Below are 17,969 nucleotides of genomic sequence, written 5' to 3'. Positions count from 1 at the left end.
GGAAACTACTAGTTTTCAGCAAATGGGATCCGAAAAGCTATTCGAAAATAGTGTGTTAGCCCCCGGTTGCAACCTCGCAACCGGCCCTACTTCACTCGGATCGGCAAGCTCGTGTAGCCCCTGAATCGCGCCAGTCCCAACCGTTCTCTCGGTCCGTTCGCAGCCAGCTTCGGAAAGCGCTCAAAGAACCGCCCCAAGGCGATCTTCCCCTCCATCCGCGCAAGGCTCGCGCCAAGGCAGACATGGATGCCAGTGATGAAGGCGATGTGCGGGTTCGGCTTGCGGGCGATATCGAAACTGTCTGGATTGTCAAAGACGTCCGGGTCGCGATTGGCGGCCGCAATGGAGGTGTGGATATACGTGCCCTTCGGAATGACCGTCCCCGAAGGCAACGCAATATCCTCCCCCGCCAAGCGGTTGCCGATCTGAAGCGGGCTTTCGACGCGCAGGCATTCCTCAACCGCCGTGCCGACCAATGAAGGATCGTCCAGCAATCTGCGGTGCTGGTCCGGGTGATCAAGGAACAGACCCACCGAGTTGCCCACCAGCGACGTCGTCGTCTCATGCCCCGCGTTCAGCAGGAAAATACAGTTCTGCACGAGTTCTTCCTGCGTCAGCCGCCGCCCGTCATGCTCCCCGAAGATCAGCGACTCCAAAACTTCCCCTTCGCCCGCGCCATCTGGATTTGCGCGGCGATGGTCAATGAGGTCCGAAAGGATCGCGCCGAATTCCTCAACCGCTTTGTTGCCCGCCGCCATACGTTGGGCTGGGACCACCGGATCAAGCGCGCCAAGGATTGCGATGGAGTAGCCGCGCAATTTGGCCCGGTAGTCTTCGGGCACACCCAGCATGAAGCTGATGATTTCGGTTGGTAGCATCATTCCAAAATCGGCAATCAAATCGAGCTCGCCCAGATCTTCAACACGATCCAGAAGACGATCCACGATGCCTTCGATCAGGCGCTCCATCTCTGCCAGTTTTCGGGGCGTGAAGGCCCCTGCGATCAGTTTTCGGACGGTCGTGTGATAGGGCGGGTCGTTGAAGATCAGGCTGGTGGTGTGATGGACCTTTAGCGGGCATTCCCCGAACTTCGCTCCAAACGCCTCGGTCTTGTCCGACAGCATGTCGCGCGAGCGATAGGTCGCTAGACAATCATCGTGCCGGGTCAGGAAAACCGAGCTATCAGCGTTGTGATGCACCGGAGCATCCCGGCGCAATTGCGCAAGTGTTGGGTAGGGGTCGTCAATGAATTCAGCGTCGATGGCGTTCAAATCGAAGCTGGAAAGGTCGAGCATGTGTACGCCTCCATGCTGAAATTATTGCAGGGAAAACCAACACATAACAAGCAAAAGAAAAGGATTGGCAGCTGGTTTACGCCGGCCAAAGCTTTGATGGTGTAAACAAAAATTGACACATTAAGTGAATGCCGTGGTATACATATCGTGAGCGCGAGGAGAAGCCTCCGGATCGGCTGATTCCCTCTTCCGCTCAGGTGGAGAGAAGGAACGTGGCGACCCGATTCGATGAGACCGGCAGCAAGCGCGGCACGGTGGTAACGCAAAACCCCGAGGCTCTTATGGGCCGGGACGGGGTGAGCGACCTTGCGGCATTGGCCTTGGCTGAGCTTGCATCAGGTCCGAGGGAGGCCGAATTATCGGCAGAAGCGATGGCTGCTCTTCCAAATCCCCATGTCAGTGCAATGGCGCGCGCAATGGCGAATGCCGATAGCGATGAAGCAGAGGCCTTGGTCAGTGACCTCTTGGACGCCGGGCTGACAGTGCGGGAACTTTGTCTTTCCTATTTCACTCCGGCTGCGCGAGAGCTTGGCCGCCTGTGGGATTGCGACAAACTACCGTTCACAGAAGTCTCCATGGCGACCGCGCGGATGCATGCGATTTTGCGCAACTTGCCAGGTGGTGTGGCTGCGAGCCTGACGGGCAATGTGAAGGAAGCCCTGTTCGTTGCGACGCCCGGTGAAACCCATACTTTGGGTGTGCTGATGGCCGCCGATCATTTTCGGCGTTTGGGTTGGGATGTAAGTGCCTTGGTCGGGCTGGGCCATGACGCCTTGGTTCGACAGATTCTTTCCGACGATCGGCCGGTTCTGGGTATCAGCTGTTCCGGGTCGCTCACGATGGACACGTTGAGCCGGCTAGTTGCAGACGTTCAAGCGCGGCGGCCTAACCTTGCGATTGTATTGGCTGGCGCTGTTACGCAAGACCCGTTGGCCATGGCGCAATTGCCCGAGTGTGATGGCATTATCGAAGGTTTGGAAACCGCGGAAACGGATATCCAGGCCGCGCTTGATTGTGCAAAGTCGCGGCAACAGCAGCCGCAGATATCGGCAACAGGCTAAGGGTTGCCGGTCGAATGATACCCAGCCGCATCACTTTCGTAGAATGCATCCAGTGTTTGAGATGCATCGGGCACGTACGGCCCCAGCAATACGGCATCGCGAATACGATCTAACCGGAACATCCTGAAATCATTCCGCAATTCGCACCACGCCACCAAGGTCCACACAGCACCCCAAAACCATAGGCCCAAAGGGCGTATCGGGCGTTCGGTGCGCGCACCTTTTTCGTCCGCATATTCTAGCATGATCCGTTCTGGCGCGCGGATGGCGGCCTCGACCGTGTCTATTGTCGTGCGCGTATGGGCGTCGAGCGGTCGGCTGGCCCATGCTTTGAATTGCAATCGTTCAGCCTTGCTTCGGGTCGCTTCGGGGATCACGCCGGTGATCTTTTCAAGCGCCTGTTCCGCTCCACGCGCCATGCTTGTCCCGCCCCAGGTCTGCACCATGCGCGCACCGACGCTGAGCGCAATGATCTCTTCCTCGGTGAACATCAGGGGCGGAAGGTCGTAGCCGTCGCGCATCATGTAGCCCAAGCCCGCTTCCCCCTCTACCGGCACGCCCGAGGCCTGAAGATGCGCGATGTCACGGTAGATGGTGCGTTCCGACACCTCCATCGCTTCGGCCAGATCTCGGGCCGTGGTGAGCTTGCCGGGGCGAAGCCGGTCGATCAGTCGAAAAAGGCGGTCGGCGCGGCGCATGAATGAAATTCTACCTTGGGTTGATGCTGCTTGAAAGACGTGAGGCGAGACGGGCCGCCATTCAGGGGCCCGCCCATTCGACTTACGCCGCCTGCGCCTTGGCGTTGAAGTTGAAGAAACCGATAGAGTTTCCGTCGGGGTCGCGCGCGTAGAAAAACGCGCCTGACGGGATGGGAATGTCGGCGCTTTCGACCGTTCCGCCGGCCGCCGTGATCCGTTCGCGCATGGCGTCGAGGTCTGGCGGGGCCATCATATGAACGGTGTTTCCGTCACGGGACGGCGTGCCTGGGTAAAGGTGGCCACCGATGCCGGGCTTTTCGTCGTTGTGGGGGAAGAACACGACAGGGTTGGGGCCCATATCATCGGTGATGGCAAGTTCGGTTTGAAGGATTGCGGCGTAGAAATCCCGCGCAGCTTCAAGGTCTGCGACCGCGATTTCGAACCAGCAGCCGGGGTTCATGCAGGTATGTGACATGTGTTTCGTTCCATCTGAGGTTGTGATGGAGCAGGTCTAACACCCCCCTCCTGACAGGGTTGTGTCAGGAGCGTGTCGCCCGGTTTTCAGGAGCGCGCGACCATATGAACAAATCCGATGAACATGCCCAAATCAGGGTTTGCCCTGTCCATGAAAACCCGAAGGCGCGCGTCTCATCTGCGGCTTTCGCCATTAGGAAGAAAGTGGCGTCTTTGTTGCTGCCAGCGAAGAGGGATTTGGAGAAATAGATGGAAGCGCCCGGCGGCTCCAGAATGTGAAAGGTCTCTGGCCAATCCAGCGGGATGCTCCGGCACGTCCAGCCATCGGTGGTGAGGCAGGGCAGGCCTCCGCCTTCAATACCAGACGTGCTGATCGGCGCGTCTTGCGGCCGGTCAAGGCGCTGCGCCTGCAGGAAGCCATGGCCCAAACCGTCATCGTCGCGGTTGCGGTAGAGCCGCTCCCCGTTTGTACAATCAATGACGCTTTGGCCATTGGCTGACGTGACCAGAAGCGTCTCGTTCTCACGCTCAAATCCGACGCCGGTCAGGCCACCCACGGCAAGGCGCGCGACCTCTCGCCAAGGGTCGGGCGGTGCGGAAATCGCTGACTTACGCAAGGCGCGTCGTACTGGGTTCAGGTGGTCAGCCATGGACAGCGGATCTTCTACGCTTCGCTCAGGTCGAGGTCTGCGACCGGGATAATCGGAAAGAACAGGCCGCCCGACCAGACGCCGAACATCTCGGTTCCGTCGACCTCATGCGCTTCGCCCATATCGACCAAGCGGTAGAAGCTTTTGCGATCGATCAGCGCCTCAAGCCCCGCGCGGATGTGGACGTAAGGCGAGGGTTCGCCCGTCTCATCGCGCTCCACACGGATGGCGTGATCTTTGCCGGCGATTACTGTGTCACCCACATTCGTCGCGAAAGAGATGGATTGCGTCGGGCCGTCGCCCGCGGCTTCTATATCGACCGCAACGAAAGGCGCATCCTCGACGCGGATGCCGACCTTTTCGACCGGCGTGACGAGGAAGTATTTGCCGTCTTCCAGCTTCAGGATCGTAGAAAACAGGCGCACCAGCGGTTTCCGGCCAATGGGCGTGCCCTCGTAAAACCACGTACCGTCGCGCTTAATCTCCATATCCAGATCGCCGCAGAACGCGGGGTTCCATAGGTGGACGGGGGGTAATTTACCCTGTTTCTGCGCATCTTGCGCCGCTTTGAGCAGTTGATCCGTTGCCGGGTTCATCGCGGCCCTCCCTTGTGCACGCGTTTTCACGATCATTTGTCCGCCTTTGGCTTTTGCCATTTGTGGTCGGCGGCATAGGTCTCTACCTATTACATGCATATTTAACGTCCCAGCGGAGCATTGCCATGACCCCCCCCGAACTTCCCGGCCCGCAGCTGATTGCCGATATTGAGGCCCTGGGGGCCAAACTTGGTGAGGCGAAGGCCTCCATCGGGCAACGGATCATCGGGCAAGAGAACGTCGTGGAGTTGTCGTTGGCGGCGATGCTGTCGGGTGGCCATGCGCTTCTGATGGGTCTTCCGGGGCTAGGGAAAACCTTGCTGGTCGATACACTGTCGACGGTCATGGGGCTGTCGGCCAACCGTGTGCAGTTCACGCCGGACCTGATGCCTGCGGATATCCTTGGCTCGGAAGTGCTGGAGACGGCGGACGACGGATCGCGCAATTTCCGGTTCCTTGAAGGGCCGATCTTTTGCCAGCTTTTGATGGCGGACGAGATCAACCGCGCCTCGCCGCGCACGCAATCCGCTTTGCTTCAGGCCATGCAGGAGCGGGAGGTGACCATCGCGGGTGAGCACCGGCCACTGCCCGCACCGTTCCACGTCCTCGCTACGCAAAACCCGATTGAACAGGAAGGGACCTATCCCTTGCCGGAAGCGCAATTGGACCGCTTCCTTGTGAAGATTGACGTGCCTTACCCTGACCGGGAGACCGAGCGCGGCATTTTGATCGCCACGACCGGCACGGAGGAAGCCGTCTCACGCGAGGTCTTTAGCGGCGAAGAGCTGATCAAGGCGCAGCAGGTCGTGCGCCAGATGCCGGTGGGTGAGGCTGTCGTGGACCTGATCCTTGATCTGGTGCGCGCGTGCCGCCCGGATGAAGCTGAGGCGCCGGACGTTGTGAAGACCTCTGTCGCTTGGGGGCCGGGCCCTCGCGCGGCGCAGGCCTTGATGCTGACCTCACGGGCGAGGGCGCTGTTGGATGGGCGTCTGTCGCCTTCCGCTGACGATGTCGCAGCATTGGCGCGCCCCGTGCTGTCGCACCGCATGGCGCTGACCTTTGCGGCCCGCGCTGAGGGTGCGGTGCTTGAGCAGGTCATTGACGAAGTCACGGCCCGCGTTACCCGGATCGAGGCGGCCGCTTGAGCGAGCTTTCCCTCCATACTCCGGACACGCTGCGATCCAGGTCGGAGGCTGTTGCGGCCTCTATGCCCGCGCTGCTGGCCGACGCGCAGCATCTGGCGGCGTCGGTTCTGCTGGGTGTGCATGGCCGCAAACGTGCAGGCACGGGGGATGAGTTCTGGCAATATCGCCCGGCGGAGGCCGGTGACAGTTATCGTGCCATTGATTGGCGACGCTCGGCCCGGTCAGACGGACATTTTCTACGGCAGACCGAATGGCAGGCCGCGCAGGCCGTGATGCTTGGCGTCGATGATGCGGCCTCCATGACCTATTCCGGCTCGAAATCGCGCCCCTCAAAACTCCGCCGCGCGCAGACACTTGCGATGGCCTTGGCCGTGATTGCGGTGCGGGGTGGAGAGCGTGTGGGCCTGACCCATCTTGCGGAGCCGCCGCGTGGCGGGCAGGCCCAGTTGATGCGGATGGCAGCCGCGCTGATGGATGGGGATGACCGGCCAGAATATGGTGAGCCCAAGCCGCAGATGATGCCAAGCGGCGCGCGCGCTGTGTTCTTCAGCGATTTTCTTGGCGAGCCAAGCGCGATTGAAACGGTTCTAGGCCGGTCCGCCGATCGGGGCGTAAAAGGCGCTTTGGTCATGGTGCTGGACCCCGACGAGGAGGCGTTTCCCTTTGATGGGCGGACTTTGTTTGAGTCGATGTCGGGTGCCATTCGGTTTGAGACATTGAAGGCAAAGTCCCTGCGCGAAGAGTATCTGGGACGGTTGGCCGCCCGGAAAGACGCACTTCAGGCCATGGCACGGCGCACCGGCTGGCAGTTTCACGTGCACCACACGGATGGCCCGGCTGAGCCTGCGCTTCTGTGGCTCTATCAGGTGTTGGAGCGGCAATGATCGGATCGCTTGCCTTCGCCACGCCGCTGCTGTTGTTGGGCCTAATCGCCTTGCCGGTGTTGTGGTGGCTGTTACGCGCTGTCCCGCCTGCGCCGATCCGGCGGCGGTTCCCCGGCATCGCCTTGTTGCTTGGTCTCAAAGACGACGAAAGCCAAACGGACAAGACGCCGTGGTGGTTGCTATTCCTGCGTATGCTGGCGGTTGCTGCGGCTATCGTGGGCTTTGCTGGCCCGGTGCTGAACCCGCAAGTGGACCGCGTGGCAGGCGATGGTCCGCTGCTGATTGTGATGGATGGCTCTTGGGCCTCGGCCCGCGACTGGCCCATGCGGTTGGACCGTGCGGGCTTGCTTTTGGATGATGCCGGTCGTGCGGGCCGTGAAGTGGCTGTTGTACAGCTGACGGATTTGCCGTCGGGGGACCTCGCCTTTCAGACGGCAAGCGCCTGGGCCCCGCGTGTCCCCACTTTGGAACCCGCACCTTACGCGCCGGATATGGCGGCGGCGATGGAATGGGCGGCGGAGATTGACGGCCCGGTTGAGGTGTTCTGGTTCTCGGATGGTGTGGCCCATGACGGCCGTGATGATCTGACATCAGCATTTGAAAATCTTGGGCCGCTTTCGGTGTTTCAGGGTGACCGCGACCTGATCGCGCTTGCCCCGCCGCGATTTGAGGATGGGGCGATCCGTGCGGATTTGACCCGGATTGGTTCGGACACGCCGCGAGAGGTCACGGTGGTTGCCCACGGGCTGGACCCTTCCGGCCTGCCACGGGATTTAGCGCAGGCCAGCGCGACTTTTGAGCCGGGCGCGATGGTTGCGCAGGTTGAATTCGATCTGCCGCCCGAATTGCGCAACCGCATCACGCGGTTCGAGTTGAGCACGGAACGCCATGCCGGTGCCGTTGCGCTGACGGATGATGCCTTGCAGCGCAGGCAAGTGGCCCTGATTTCCGGCGGCGCGGAAGATGAGCAGCAGGCACTTTTGTCGCCGCTGCACTACCTGCGCGAAGCTTTGGAGCCGACTGCCGATCTCATGGAAGGTTCATTGTCCGACATCCTTGTCGCATCGCCCGATGTGATCATGCTGGCAGATGTTGCCACCTTCGCCTCGGAAGAAGAGCAGGCGCTGATTGAATGGGTCGAAAACGGCGGGTTGCTGGTGCGCTTTGCCGGCACAAGGTTGGCGGGGTCGGACGTGGCGCGGGATGAATCCGGCCCGCTAATGCCCGTGCGCCTGCGCATTGGTGGACGCACGGTCGGCGGCGCCATGTCTTGGGGTGAACCCAAATCGCTTGAGCCTTTTGAGGAGGGATCGCCCTTCTTCGGCCTGTCGATCCCAGAAGATGTGGAAGTCACCAGCCAAGTTGTGGCGCAGCCAGACCCGACTTTGAGCGAACGCACGATTGCGAGCCTTTCAGACGGCACACCGCTTGTGACGCGCGCGCCGCTTGGACAGGGCAGCGTTGTCCTGTTCCACGTGACGGCAAATGCGGAATGGTCGACCCTTCCGCTCTCCGGGTTGTTCGTCCAGATGCTGGAGCGGCTGGCGGTCTCGACCCGGCCCGTGGCACCCGAAGCCGAGGATCTGGAAGGCACGGTCTGGACGCCAGAAGAGGTGCTGGATGGATATGGCGTTCTGCGCGACGCCGGAACCCGCCCCGGCGTGCTGGGTGAGGATCTGGCGACCGCGCCATTGTCGGCGGAGTTGTTGCCGGGCCTTTATGCCGGTGAGGATCGACGCCTAGCGCGCAATGTCATCGCGCAAGGTGCTGCACTGACTGCTGCTGAGTGGCCCGCGAATGTGCCGGTTGAGGGGATGGTTGTGGTTGAGCCTACTGATCTGATGGCTGCGTTCCTGACCGGGGCCTTGGTCCTGCTTCTGATCGACGCGATCGCCGCGCTTTGGCTGGCAGGACGCCTTGGTGGGTTAACCCGCGCGGCAATGGTACTGGCTGCGTTTGCAATCCCGCAGGGCGCTGACGCCCAGGGCCTTTCCGTTGAGGAAGAGCTTGCACTGCTCGCCACTTCCGAGGCGACTTTGGCCTATGTTCTGACAGGCGATGCAGATGTCGATGAGACCTCTCGCGCCGGTCTACAGGGCTTATCCAACACACTTTACCAGCGCACGAGCGTCGAACCCGCGCCCCCGCTCGGCGTCGATCTTGAGTTGGATGAGCTTGCATTCTTCCCCATGATTTACTGGCCGATCACGCCCAATCAGGAAATCCCCTCAGCTGCTGCCTACCGCCGTTTGAATGACTATCTTCGCGGCGGCGGGATGATCGTGTTCGATACGCGCGATGCCCATGTTGGCCGCTTCGGATCCGGCACGCCAGAAGGGCGGCGGTTGCAGTTGATCGCGGCCCCGCTTGATATTCCGCCGCTTGAGCCGATCCCCGATGACCATGTTCTGACGCGCACATTCTATCTGCTGCAGGATTTTCCGGGGCGTCACATCAGCCGCGACGTATGGGTCGAAGCCGCACCTGCCGATGCGGAACAGATCGAGGGCATGCCTTTCCGCAACCTCAACGATGGCGTCACGCCGGTTCTGATCGGCGGCAATGATTGGGCGGCGGCGTGGGCGCAAGACGAAAGCGGACGTCCGATGTTCCCGGTCGGGCGCGGCCAAACGGGCGAGCGGCAGCGCGAGATTGCGCTGCGTTTCGGTGTGAACCTTGTGATGCATGTCCTGTCGGGCAACTACAAAAGCGATCAGGTGCATGTGCCCGCCCTTCTTGACCGGCTGGGGCAGTAGACATGGAAAATCTGATCCTGTTTGACCCCTTGTTGCAATGGACCGTGATTTACGGGCTTGGGATTGCGCTGGTGCTGATCACGGCGCTTGGCATCTGGCGCGGGTTGTCTGGCTGGTTCTATCGCCTGCTGGCGGGTGTGGCGCTTCTGGCCGCGCTGGTGAACCCGTCTTTGCAAAACGAAGAACGGGAGCCGCTGACGGATATCGTTCTGGTCGTCGTCGATGAAAGCGCATCACAGCGGATCAGCGACCGACCCGAACAAACGGCTGAGGCGCTGGAGGCCTTGGAAGCTGAGATTGAAGGCCTTGGGATGGAGCCCCGCATCGCCCGTGTGCGCGATGCGGAGGACAATTCCGGAACCCTCATGATGGCTGAATTGCAGCGGATGATGGCAGAGGAGCCGCGCGCCCGTGTCGCCGGTGCTCTGCTGGTCACAGATGGCCGTCTGCATGACGCAGATTTGGTGCCGGACATGCCCGCGCCGATCCACGCGCTGATCACGGGGCGTGAGACGGATTGGGACCGGCGCTTGGTGATCGAGACGGCGCCTGCCTTTGGAATTATTGGCGAAGAACTGACCCTGACCTTACGGATCGAAGATCAGGGCGCGTTGCCGCCCGCGGTCATTGGTGGGCGGTCAGACATTGTCATCTCCGTTGATGGGGGGGCGCCTCAGACCTACACCGTTCCCGTTGGTGAAAGCCTGGAATTGCCACTGACGCTGGAACACGCCGGTCAGAACGTGATCCAGTTCACGGTCCCTGAAGCCGCCGATGAACTGACGACGCGCAACAACGCTGCTGTCGTGCAGATCAACGGCATCCGCGACCGGCTTCGCGTTCTTCTGGTGAGTGGTGAGCCGCATCCCGGCCAGCGCACCTGGCGCAATCTGCTGAAGTCTGACCCGTCTGTGGATCTTGTCCACTTCACCATCCTGCGCCCGCCCGACCGTCAGGACGGAGTGCCTGTCTCGGAACTCTCGCTGATCGCGTTCCCGACGCGCGAGTTGTTCATGGAAGCCGTCGATGAATTCGACCTGATCATCTTCGACCGCTACCAGCGGCGGGGGATCCTTCCGATGCTCTACCTCGACAATATCCGCAGGTATGTCGAAGACGGTGGCGCGCTTTTGCTGGCGGCCGGACCCGATTTCGCGGGCGCGTCCTCGCTGTTCCGAACGCCCTTGGCGGACATCTTGCCAGGGCGGCCCACCGCGCGCGTGTTGGAAGAACCTTACCTGCCGACCATTAGTGAATTGGGCGCGCGCCACCCGGTCACAACTGGGCTGGAGATGGAACATACGCCGCTGCCCACAAGCGACGACCCGTGGGGCCGTTGGTTCCGGCAGATCGAGCTGACCGAGCAAGGCGGGCAAACGGTGATGGAGGGCGTAAACGGTGCGCCGCTTCTGATGCTGGACCGTGTGGGGGAGGGGCGTGTTGCGCTACTGGCCTCCGACCATGCCTGGCTGTGGGATCGCGGTTATGAGGGCGGCGGCCCGCAGTTGGAGTTGTTGCGCCGTCTGGCCCATTGGATGATGGGTGAGCCGGATCTTGAGGAAGAGGCCCTGACCGCTGAAGTCGACGGCCAGACCATCCTGATCACACGCCGGACCTTGGCCGATGAAGTCGGGGCCGTCACGGTCACAACGCCGGATGGCGAAGAGATTGAAGTGCTGCTTGAGGAGACCTCTCCCGGTGCATTCACGGCCGAAATCGAAGGGGCGGAGCAGGGCCTTTATCGGCTGGTCGAAGGCGATCTGGAACGCGTCATTGCGTTGGGTCCCGCCGCCCCGCGCGAGTTTGAGGTAACGATAGCCGGTTCGGATCAGATTGATCCTTTGGCCGAGGCAACCGGCGGGCGGACCTTCCGTTTGGAAGAGGGCTTGCCCGATATCCGTCGCGTGGGTGAGGGCAGGGTGGCCCATGGCCGCGGTTGGCTGGGTCTGACGACACGCGAGGCCTACGTAACGACCGATGTGGCGGTCACACCCTTGGTCTCGGCCTGGTTGTTTCTAGTGATTGCCGCAACCCTGATGCTGGCAGGTTGGCTTCGCGAGGGGCGGGCGTGAGGCAGACATGATTGTCGAGCTGCCCGCCGCAACTGTCGACGACTTGAAACGTGTCGAACGTGATCTTCATGGCGATGATGCAGCCCACATTACGCTGCAATGCCTGTCAGACCAATTCGCAACTCTACCTGACGATGTGCTCGGGGCGCTCAACGCGATCTTTGAGGCCCACCCGTCCAAGCGTTTGCGTCTCTACTCTGCGATGGATCACCGTATAACCGTTGATCTGGAAGGGCTACGGGCGCTTCCGGATCTGCAGCATCTCGATGTGCATTACGGCGTTCCGGCAATCGCTGACGTAGCCCCCTTGGCGTCTCTCACCAAACTGAAATCCGCCAATCTTGAGGTCCGTGCCGCGTACTCGTTGGGTGAGGTTTTGGCCGGTTGGCCTGAATTGGAAGAGCTATCTCTTATCCGAGAAGGCAAAGCATCCAAAGCTGTCAATTTGGCGGGTTTGGCGGGGTTAAAGCACCTCAGGAAACTCTACGTCATGGGATATTCGAAAGGTATCTCTGCCCTGAAGGACTGCGCGGCGCTGACCGAGTTACGCTTGCAAAGCCTTTCACTGCCCGATTGGGATTGCCTGCCGGATCATCGGCTTCGGCTGCTTTGGCTGAATGCGGTGAATGGCCCCGACCCGACGCCGTTCGCGGCCCTGAAGGATCGTGCCGAGCGGCTGGACATGATCCGCATGGACAAAAGCCTTCCGTTTGATCGAAAGCGGGCCATATCGGCTGTTTCCAAGGGTGGCTGGTTCACCGTCGATGTCGATTACCTGAACGGATTTCACGATCCTGAATGGTCTGGCCACGATTGGGCCGAACAGATCGGTGCCGTTTGCCCGACACCTGATGGCGTCTGGTTTGATCCAGAGGCGGGCTCTCTATCTGTCAACGGGGACAGGATTGCTTTGGGGCAATACCAGCTGGGTTTGGTTCCAGCGATTGCGGCCTTGCTAGGCGTAGGGCGTGCTTAGACGCTGCTGATCCGGACCGTTCAGAGGAAGAGCGCGCCGTTGCAGGTGGTGCAACGCATTTGCTTGCGTCCGGAACAGCCTTGGCACGTCCGGAACGAAGGTCGCCCGGCGCGGTCCGCGCCCGCGAAGATTTTGCCCGAACCACCGCATGTGCGACAGGGGCACATCCCGCTGGAGCGGCATCGATGGCAACGGCGCGTGGCAACAGCTGCCTTGGGTTTGCGGGACGCATGGTGCGGTTTGTAGGTGTCGAGCATAGGACTGCCTCCGTTTATTGAGGAAACAGTTGCAGGGGCATCGCGGCGATTTCAGGATCGAGTTAAGGCGCGGGTAAGGCGATTTTCAGCGCGGAAGCTGGAACGGGGTAGTCTCGTCCGCCCAACCGTCCACGTTGGTGCGCGCCCTGACATAGACCTCAGTCGTTCCATCAGGGATCACAACGCCAGACGTGGACCGGGTGAAGGGCTGCTCATTCACATGCGGGTGCGCGAGGGGGCGGTCCCCGACAACGGTGCCATCCGCAAGTTCAACGCGCCAACCGTCGGCATAATCGTCCCAACCGGTATCGGCATGGGCGAGTGTCACGGAAAAGCGCCACCCATCAGCTCCGGGCTGCGCCTCGATACCGACGATTTCGGCGGGATCAGCGTGGGCAGGCAGGGCGAGGAGAAGGAATGGAATGAGATATTTCATGCGGTCACGATACCGGGTGCGGCGAAGGTTGAAAGCCACAATGGTGTGAGGGGCATTCCGCAGCTCAGCCCCAGGGTTTGTAAACGACGAGGATCAGCACCCCGATTGCCCCAAGCACACTGATTTCGTTGTAGATGCGCAGCCAGCGATCGCTTTCGGTGAAGATACCTTTACGCGCCCGCAGGACCAGCCGACCTGTCCAACCGTAATGCGCGGCCAGCGCAGCAACGACCGCGATCTTGGCATGGCTCCAGGTGGGCCAACCCCAAAGGTGCGCGAGGTAGAGGCCAGAGAGAATCGCGATGACCCCTAGGCCGAGGGAGAAGCGATAGATGCGGATCGTCAGGTCCCCCGTTGGGCCAAACTGCCCGCTTGCAGCATATTCCCGTTTCCAGAAAATGATGGCCCTTGGGGCGGCGAAGATGCCGGTCATCCACCCCAGAACACACAACAGATGCAAGACCTTGACCCATTCCATGGCTTTGGGTTCTGGGGGCTATTTCACCGGCCTGCAAGTTGAGACGCGGCCAGCAGATGAATTCCTTTGCCAAATTTCCATATTGGTTATATATTTTTACCAATTCGATTGCTTGAGGAGTGTGACCGATGGAAATGCCAAAGCCCGATGCCAGTGTTCTGGCACGCAAAGCGCGTATCGTTGCACGGCTGCAAAAGGTGCTTCCGAAATCGGCGGTGATCCACGATGAAGCAGAGACGCTCGCCTATGAATGCGATGCGCTGACAGCCTATAAATGCCCGCCTCTCGCGGCCATTTTGCCAAGCAACACCGAAGAAGTCGCTGCCGCCCTGAAGGTTTGCCATGAAGAGGGCGTGCCCGTGGTGCCGCGTGGGTCCGGCACCTCGCTAGCAGGTGGTGCACTGCCAACAGCAGATTCGGTTATTCTTGGCGTGGCGCGCATGAACCGTGTGCTGGAGACGGACTATGACAACCGCATCATCCGCGTGCAGACAGGGCGAACAAACCTGTCGGTGACGGGCGCGGTTGAAGCCGAAGACTTCTTCTATGCGCCAGACCCGTCTTCGCAATTGGCCTGCGCGATTGCGGGCAACATCGCGATGAATTCCGGCGGCGCGCATTGCCTGAAATACGGCGTGACGACGAACAATCTTCTGGGCGTGACCATGGTCACGATGGAGGGGGACGTGATCGAGATCGGCGGCGCGCATCTCGATTCCGGCGGATACGACCTGCTTGGCCTGATTTGCGGCAGTGAAGGGCAGCTGGGGGTGGTGACCGAAGCGACGCTTCGCATCCTTCGCAAGCCCGAAGGCGCGCGGCCGGTTCTTATTGCTTTCGATTCAAACGAAGTGGCTGGTGCCTGCGTTAGCGACATTATCAAGGCGGGTGTTCTGCCGGTCGCCATCGAGTTCATGGACAAGCCCATTCTGGAAATCACCGAGAAGCACGCAAAGGCGGGTTATCCCGAATGCGAGGCTTTGCTGATTGTGGAGGTGGAGGGCAGCGAAGCCGAAATCGACGCGCAACTAGGCCTGATCAAACAGATTGCGAGGTCCCACAACCCGGTGGAACTGCGCGAAGCAGAAACGGCCGAAGAGGCCGGACGCATCTGGCTTGGTCGCAAAAGCGCCTTTGGTGCCGTGGGGCAGGTGGCGGATTACATGTGCCTCGACGGGACGATCCCGGTCAGTGAATTGCCCCGTGTTCTCAAGGGGATTGAGGACATTTCGGCAAGGTACGGATTGAAGGTTGGAAATGTGTTCCACGCAGGCGACGGTAACATGCATCCGCTGATCATGTTCGACGCCAACAAGCCCGGAGATCTGGAGCTTTGTGAGCAATGCGGCGCGGACATTCTGCGGCTATGCGTTGAAGTCGGTGGCTGCCTGACGGGCGAGCATGGAGTCGGCATCGAGAAACGCGACCTGATGGGGGCACAATTCACAGAGGCCGACATGGAAGCGCAGATGCGGGTGAAGGACGTGTTCGACCCGGCTTGGCTTTTGAACCCCGCGAAGGTGTTTCCGCTTGAGACGTCGCGAGCGCGTCGGGAAAGAGATGTCGCCGCCTGACGGCGTCGACCAATGCGAGGGGACTTTGCCCCCTCGCGCTCCCCCAGCATTTTTTTGGAACAAAGAGGGACGGGCAAGATGTTGAGCCCTGCAAGTGAGGCCGAGCTGGCCGGAATGATTGCGGATGCGAAGGGCCCGCTCAGGATCGTCGGTGGCGGCACCCGGTCGATTGGTGCGCCTAATGCGGGGGAAGTATTGTCTCTGTCTGCGCTGTCGGGGGTGGAATTGTATGAACCCGGTGCACTGACCCTGGTGGCGCGCTCCGGTACGCCACTGGCAGAGATTGAGGCGTTATTGGATGCGGAAGGACAGATGCTGCCGTTCGAGCCGCCCCATATGGGCGCCTTGCTGGGGCGCAACGGCGCCTCGACCATTGGCGGCGTCGTTGCCACCAATGCCTCTGGCCCGCGGCGCTTTCAGGCGGGGGCGTGCCGGGACTCCCTGATCGGTGTGCGGTTTGTGGATGGAAGCGGCACGGTTCTCAAAAACGGTGGTCGTGTAATGAAAAACGTCACCGGCTACGACTTGGTGAAGCTGATGGCGGGGTCATGGGGCACCCTTGGTGTGATGAGCGAGGTCGCATTCAAGGTTCTGCCGAAGCTGAACGGGGCCACTCTTGCTGTGCGGGTGAAATCTGATGCCGCCGCTTTGGAGGCCATGACGCAGGCCACGACCTCGCCCTTTGACGTGAATGGGGCGGCCTACGTGCCGGGCGAAGCGGTCTATCTGCGGGTCGAGGGATTGGAGAGCTCGGTTTCCTACCGGACGGAGCGTTTGCGGGCGCTGATCGGTGGTGAGATTGATCTGATCGATGATCCGGTTGCCTCTGAAAACCTTTGGAAACGACTGCGCGACGTTCAGGATTTTAAAGAAGGATCGGCGGCTGTCTGGCGCATTTCGATGAAGCCTTCTGACATGGTGCAGGAATTGATCGCCGGGATGCATGAGACCGTTGGATTCGATTATCGGCTGGATTGGGCAGGTGGTTTGGCGTGGGTCCGTTTGACAGAAGAGGCTGGCGTCACCGAGTTCCACAACAAGCTGCAGGAGCTTTGCCTGAGCGTTGGGGGACATGCGACTTTGGTGAAAGGCCCGGAAACCGTGCTGTCCGAGGTTAGTGTGTTCCAACCCGAAGCTGCTGGTGTTGCGCGCCTGTCGCGGGGGTTGAGGCAGCAGTTTGACCCGCGGGGCATTCTGAACGCGGGATTGATGGGGGCCTAAGCCAATGCAGACGACGTTTACGCCTGAGCAACTGAAAGACCCCGCCACCGCGCGGTCCAACGAAATCCTGCGGACCTGCGTGCATTGCGGGTTTTGCACCGCGACTTGCCCCACGTACCAAGTGCTGGGGGACGAGCTCGATAGCCCGCGCGGACGCATCTACCTGATCAAGGACATGCTGGAAAACGGGCGTCCGGCCGACGAGAAGACCGTGAAGCATATCGACCGGTGTCTCTCTTGCCTCGCCTGTATGACGACGTGTCCATCTGGGGTGCATTACATGCATCTGGTCGACCATGCGCGGGAGTATATTGAGCAGACCTACAAGCGCCCGTTCTTTGAGCGTGTCTTGCGCTGGACCCTTGCGCAGATCCTTCCCTATCCGACCCGGTTTCGCCTTGCGCTGCTTGGGGCCAAGATAGGCCGTCCTTTCGCATGGATGATGCCCGATGCCCGTTTGCGCGCGATGCTGGAAATGGCACCCAAATACATCCCGCCGGTCAGTCGAAATGATGATCCGCAGGTCTTTACGGTGCCGGACAAGAAGATGCGTGTCGCTTTGATGACCGGCTGCGCCCAAAAGGCGCTGAACACGGACATCAACGATGCCACGATCCGCCTGCTGACCCGCTTGGGCGCGGAAGTGGTCGTGGCCGAAGGGGCCGGTTGTTGTGGGGCGTTGACTCATCACATGGGCAAGACGCAGGAAAGTCATGCGACCGCTGCCAAGAACATCCGTGCCTGGGCGGATGAGATGAAGGGGCAAGGGCTGGATGCCATCGTCATCAACACCTCCGGGTGTGGGACGACAGTGAAGGATTACGGCCACATGTTCCGAGAAGACGGTGAATTGGCCGACGATGCAGCAGCGGTGGCTGGTCTTGCGAAGGATATCAGCGAGGTCTTGATGGACCTTCTGCCGGAAAGCGCAGTGACCCAAAGCGGGGAGGGCGTTCGCGTCGCGTACCACGCCGCCTGTTCGTTGCAGCATGGCCAACAGATCAAAACCTTTCCAAAAGACCTCTTGGAGCGGGCGGGGTTCAAGGTGACGGAGCCTGCCGACAGCCATTTGTGTTGTGGCAGTGCGGGCACCTACAACCTGATGCAGCCTGAGATCTCGAAACAACTCCAGGCCCGAAAGGTGGAAACGCTGGAAGCCACCAGACCTGACATCATTGCCGCCGGTAACATCGGCTGCATGATGCAAATCGGCTCAGCCTCTGACGTTCCTATCGTTCACACGGTAGAGCTTCTGGATTGGGCGACAGGCGGCCCCCGACCTGCCGCGCTTGACCGAGGGCGTGAGGAGCCTGCCGTTCCGATCTTAAGGTAACGTCCGGTCATAGTCATATTTTTGCCCCGGTTAATGGTTAGCTCCTCTCGACGAGTTCTTTCG

16 protein-coding genes are annotated in these 17,969 nt (G+C 60.7%); 9 read left to right on the top strand and 7 right to left on the bottom strand.

Annotation, left to right across the window (positions count from 1 at the left end):
* Window positions 1-86: 86 nt before the first annotated feature.
* Complete coding sequence (locus V8J81_RS14440) at window positions 87-1,295, bottom strand: cytochrome P450 (protein ID WP_368476453.1); 1,209 nt, start codon at window positions 1,293-1,295, stop codon at window positions 87-89.
* A gap of 212 nt (window positions 1,296-1,507) precedes the next feature.
* Between V8J81_RS14440 and V8J81_RS14435 the strand changes: the two genes are divergently transcribed.
* Entirely contained in the window at window positions 1,508-2,356 is an 849-nt protein-coding gene (locus V8J81_RS14435) for a cobalamin B12-binding domain-containing protein (protein ID WP_368476452.1), read from the top strand.
* Here V8J81_RS14435 and V8J81_RS14430 read toward each other — a convergent pair.
* The 4 genes from V8J81_RS14430 to V8J81_RS14415 form a co-directional block, all read right to left on the bottom strand.
* Window positions 2,353-3,054 carry a helix-turn-helix transcriptional regulator gene (locus tag V8J81_RS14430; RefSeq protein ID WP_368476451.1) on the bottom strand — a complete coding sequence of 234 codons (702 nt, stop codon included), beginning with the start codon at window positions 3,052-3,054 and terminating at the stop codon, window positions 2,353-2,355. The genes V8J81_RS14435 and V8J81_RS14430 overlap by 4 nt on opposite strands.
* 82 nt (window positions 3,055-3,136) lie before the next feature.
* A complete protein-coding gene (locus V8J81_RS14425; protein ID WP_368476450.1) occupies window positions 3,137-3,529 on the bottom strand; it encodes a VOC family protein in 393 nt (130 codons plus the stop codon).
* A 64-nt stretch (window positions 3,530-3,593) separates the two neighbouring features.
* Complete coding sequence (locus V8J81_RS14420) at window positions 3,594-4,178, bottom strand: hypothetical protein (protein ID WP_368476449.1); 585 nt, start codon at window positions 4,176-4,178, stop codon at window positions 3,594-3,596.
* Between the two features lie 14 nt (window positions 4,179-4,192).
* Window positions 4,193-4,774: a DUF1285 domain-containing protein gene (locus V8J81_RS14415; RefSeq protein WP_368476448.1), complete on the bottom strand. Its 582-nt coding sequence runs from the start codon at window positions 4,772-4,774 to the stop codon at window positions 4,193-4,195.
* A gap of 125 nt (window positions 4,775-4,899) precedes the next feature.
* Between V8J81_RS14415 and V8J81_RS14410 the strand changes: the two genes are divergently transcribed.
* From V8J81_RS14410 to V8J81_RS14390, 5 genes are read left to right on the top strand one after another with little or no spacing between them, the layout of a single operon-like run.
* Window positions 4,900-5,919, top strand: coding sequence for an AAA family ATPase (locus V8J81_RS14410; protein WP_368476447.1), 1,020 nt, complete (start codon window positions 4,900-4,902; stop codon window positions 5,917-5,919).
* Window positions 5,916-6,803, top strand: a complete 888-nt coding sequence (locus V8J81_RS14405; RefSeq protein ID WP_368476446.1) for a DUF58 domain-containing protein — start codon at window positions 5,916-5,918, stop codon at window positions 6,801-6,803. Before V8J81_RS14410 ends, V8J81_RS14405 begins: the two co-directional genes overlap by 4 nt.
* Complete coding sequence (locus V8J81_RS14400) at window positions 6,800-9,559, top strand: DUF4159 domain-containing protein (RefSeq protein WP_368476445.1); 2,760 nt, start codon at window positions 6,800-6,802, stop codon at window positions 9,557-9,559. Before V8J81_RS14405 ends, V8J81_RS14400 begins: the two co-directional genes overlap by 4 nt.
* A gap of 2 nt (window positions 9,560-9,561) precedes the next feature.
* Entirely contained in the window at window positions 9,562-11,631 is a 2,070-nt protein-coding gene (locus V8J81_RS14395) for a hypothetical protein (RefSeq protein ID WP_368476444.1), read from the top strand.
* 7 nt (window positions 11,632-11,638) lie between these two features.
* A complete protein-coding gene (locus V8J81_RS14390) occupies window positions 11,639-12,607 on the top strand; it encodes a leucine-rich repeat domain-containing protein (RefSeq protein WP_368476443.1) in 969 nt (322 codons plus the stop codon).
* A gap of 342 nt (window positions 12,608-12,949) precedes the next feature.
* On the opposite strand, the gene V8J81_RS14385 is transcribed toward V8J81_RS14390, so the two are convergent.
* Both V8J81_RS14385 and V8J81_RS14380 read right to left on the bottom strand, forming a co-directional pair.
* On the bottom strand, window positions 12,950-13,300 hold the full coding sequence (locus V8J81_RS14385) for a hypothetical protein (RefSeq protein ID WP_368476442.1): 351 nt from the start codon (window positions 13,298-13,300) through the stop codon (window positions 12,950-12,952).
* Window positions 13,301-13,364: 64 nt separating this feature from the next.
* Entirely contained in the window at window positions 13,365-13,778 is a 414-nt protein-coding gene (locus V8J81_RS14380) for a CopD family protein (protein WP_368476441.1), read from the bottom strand.
* A 128-nt stretch (window positions 13,779-13,906) separates the two neighbouring features.
* Here V8J81_RS14380 and V8J81_RS14375 point away from each other — a divergent pair, with 128 nt between their 5' ends.
* The 3 genes from V8J81_RS14375 to glcF all read left to right on the top strand — a co-directional run bounded on the left by V8J81_RS14375 (window position 13,907) and on the right by glcF (window position 17,906).
* On the top strand, window positions 13,907-15,352 hold the full coding sequence (locus V8J81_RS14375; protein WP_368476440.1) for an FAD-linked oxidase C-terminal domain-containing protein: 1,446 nt from the start codon (window positions 13,907-13,909) through the stop codon (window positions 15,350-15,352).
* Between the two features lie 81 nt (window positions 15,353-15,433).
* Entirely contained in the window at window positions 15,434-16,573 is a 1,140-nt protein-coding gene (gene glcE / locus V8J81_RS14370; protein ID WP_368477652.1) for a glycolate oxidase subunit GlcE, read from the top strand.
* Window positions 16,574-16,577: 4 nt separating this feature from the next.
* Window positions 16,578-17,906 carry a glycolate oxidase subunit GlcF gene (gene glcF / locus V8J81_RS14365; RefSeq protein ID WP_368476439.1) on the top strand — a complete coding sequence of 443 codons (1,329 nt, stop codon included), beginning with the start codon at window positions 16,578-16,580 and terminating at the stop codon, window positions 17,904-17,906.
* The last annotated feature ends 63 nt before the right edge of the window (window positions 17,907-17,969 follow it).

Origin of the sequence: Gymnodinialimonas sp. 202GB13-11, from assembly GCF_040932485.1 — a bacterium.
In the GTDB taxonomy this organism is placed as follows: Bacteria; Pseudomonadota; Alphaproteobacteria; order Rhodobacterales; family Rhodobacteraceae; genus Gymnodinialimonas; species Gymnodinialimonas hymeniacidonis.
Note: the sequence above shows the minus strand (reverse complement) of the source record. Positions and strands in the feature narration are given on the sequence as shown.